Below are 3,118 nucleotides of genomic sequence, written 5' to 3'. Positions count from 1 at the left end.
GGTATGCTTTGATGCTTACTTCATTCCCCTGATGGCGCAAGTACCCAGACAGTTTCTATATCATTATGTTTTTATTGTAAACAACAAAACGAAACATTGCGTCGTGTTCTTTATCGTTTAAAAAATGATTTTAGAATAGCTTTTAAAATAGAGATTGCAGTTAGAAACTATGAATTGCAGAAAAGCTAGATTGATCAGTATTCTGTTTAAAAGTGTTAAGAAACAAAATATTTTGCAAGGATGTTTGTTGCTTAAGGCTGTTGTTATGGAAACTCTACAAAATTTTTGGAGAAGCTGTTGTTGTGTGCTTACAAAAAGCTTTTAATTGATTTTCTTACACAGAGAATTATTTATTACGTGTTTTAAAATACAAAAAATTTTATTAAAAGCATTTGATTTTTATAAATCAAAAAGGCAGCTCTCTTGAGAATTCAGTATTCATTTAGAGATAACAGATTTTATTACATTTGGTTTGAGTGAGATTAATTGGCTCAAGAAAGGTGGTAGAAAGAATAGTTGTTAACGGTTCTTTCCGATAGATTGTAAAAAGGCAGCACATTTGCACTGCCTTTTATTAAAATGAATAGAATATAAATTGTTTTTTGCGTTTTCTTAAAACTGATAGCGTATTCCACCTGAAAAGCTTGCTCCAGATATACCAGTTTTTTGAAGCTTATATTGATAGTTAACATCAGCATGAAGGGCGATATTTTGTGATAATTGTGCATTTACACCAAATCCACCTTCAAGGGCAGCTCCTATAGAATCAAGGTGGAATGGTTCACCAATCTGTATCGTACCATTGTTAGAAAAAGCTTTAACAACGTTTAGTTTACCATAGAAAGAAAGAATACCGCCGTTTTCAATAGAAAGCTTCGTTTGCGTTAAGCGTCCACCCACACGCACTAAGTATTGATAAGGATTTCCCATATCCACATCAAAGCCATCGACATCTGAGAGTGTGCCAAGCATGAGGCGTTGATAAACAAGTTGTGCTTGTGGTTCAAAGACCAATCCTTTCTTACTGGTTTCGAATTTTTGTCCAATGGTTGCTGATGCACTGAATGTATCAGCATTTTTCAATTCTGCAGTCTTTCCTATGAGAGCTGTGGTGATATCTCCCTTGAGCATTCCATAGGAGAAGAGCGCATGGATGTATATCCCATTATTATGGCGCAGCCCACTATATGCAGCAATTGACCATTTATTGAGTGTACTCTTGTCAGCACCTTCCATGTCTTTAGGGGTGAAAGCTAATTTCCCATATGTCCCTAAAAGACCAAAATTGGTGGTCATATTTTGATCTTCTAGAGCTGCTAATGTAATGCCTGCCTGTAAAGCTGCATAGTGAATATCGGCACCATAGCCATATTGTAATGGCGTACGGTGAGAGGATAATGTCATCTTATTTCCATAAGTTGAGAAGAAGACTCCTTTGTTTTTATGATCTTTTGTCTCAAAGGTGTTTTCCTGCATCGAGTTGAGTAAAGTGTTTTGATTGTTTATATCAGCCAGTCCAGCTGAGAATAGTGCGTTAGGCATGGACAAATAGCTTGCCACTTGAGGAACGAGAGCTCTGATCTTTCCTTCATTATCGAGAGTCGCATTTTGCAAGCGAAAATCCCAGAAATTCTGATTTTTTTCCAAGATGTTTTGTGCGTTGTTTGCTTGTCCAAGGGATGATGAACCGGTATTTTGCGCTTCTTTCTCTTTTGGTGAAACACCTTCAATCATTGTTCCTGATGCTGATATCGTGTAGATTGTGTAGTCTTTGAGGGTATTTTCTTTTGATTCTTGTGATATTCCGCTAAAATGACTTTGTGTGCTATCGGCTGTCCCATGGCTGGATGTTGGACCATAGGCTTTGAGTATATATTTATAGGGCAATCCCTCCATTGTGGTGTAGCCGTGTGCAAGTTTGAAGGAATCTTCATTTGCATTTCCAGAAACTTGAATGACTGAAAGACCACGCATATTCGAGGAAACAGAATCTTCAGCTTTTAATATCTCACCTTTCGCAAGGTTTTTGATATGGACTGTTGTGCTGCCTGATACATCACCATGAATAAGGAGGCGGTCAGCTTTTTGCTGTTCTTTTACTAGACCATCACTCCATTCAATATTAAAATAAATTTTTGCATTGCCTGTGGCATTGTAAACTGTATTATAAGTGCTTTCTATATCGGGGATTGTACTTCCCTCAGGTCTACGAACCTCAGCTGTTCGCCCTACATACAAGGTATGATAATGATCTTTTTCCCGCCCTTGTGGTGTCTTAAATATGATAGAACTATTATTAAGATTCAGTACTGAAACGGTAGAAAGGGCTCGTTGTTTAATATCACTGAGCTCATAGTTAAACACATTAAAGTCAGTATCGACTTCCTCTTGAGAGGTCTTTAAGTACCATTTGCTTTTGTTATTCAGAGTCAAAACCGTTGTATTGACTTTTAAAGTTCTTGCTCGTCCCTCTATTGTTGAATTATCAGCGGTTAATGCTAAAGTTACAGGAAGAGTATCGTTGTCATAATATTTACGTTTCGTTTTATTTCTCAATAATACGTCAGATCGAATTTCTGAGTCTTTAAGTTGAACTTCAGCAACGGCTCTTGAGCAGTAGGGACCAAGAATACCGGTACCGTTTTTCACAAGAAGTTTTGTATTGCTAAGAACAACCTTATTGACAACTTTTTCTCCACTTTTCAGTGAAGAATCTTTTGTTTCATAAAAAACGATACCACCGGCACCTCCTCGTTGGACGGTTATGGTTGAATCTTCAACGTTGATTATACCATTCTTTGTTTCTAAACCTTTGTATACTGTATTTGCTTTAATTTCTTTAGCATGAATGCGTCCACCTTCTGATACAGAAAGTGCAGACATTTCCGTGTGTATTGTTGATTTTACAATTGTGATAGCTGCTTTATCATGCGCTAATATTCCAGGTCCTTTATCGCGGACAAGAACATTATTTAAAGTCTTTTCTTCTCCCTTATTTAATTCAATCTTCCCCAAAATTTCAGGAGTTTCAGGAGCCGATGTATTTGCATAAGTTGAACCGAAATGAGAAAAAATCAAAGTTCCAGCAATTGTACATAACAAAAAATTTTTCTTATAA

Annotated in this window: 1 protein-coding gene; it reads right to left on the bottom strand. The window is 36.7% G+C overall.

Annotated features, from left to right (window positions below; translation table 11 throughout):
- Positions 1 to 612 precede the first annotated feature (612 nt).
- Positions 613 to 3,118: autotransporter outer membrane beta-barrel domain-containing protein (locus ACFIK4_RS05590; RefSeq protein ID WP_375675381.1), on the bottom strand; the 2,506-nt coding region annotated here is incomplete at its 5' end.

The organism is Bartonella sp. AP9QHHD, assembly GCF_042195625.1.
Taxonomy (GTDB): Bacteria; Pseudomonadota; Alphaproteobacteria; order Rhizobiales; family Rhizobiaceae; genus Bartonella.
The sequence above is the reverse complement of the archived record's forward strand: the minus strand, read 5'-3'. Positions and strand labels throughout refer to the sequence as shown.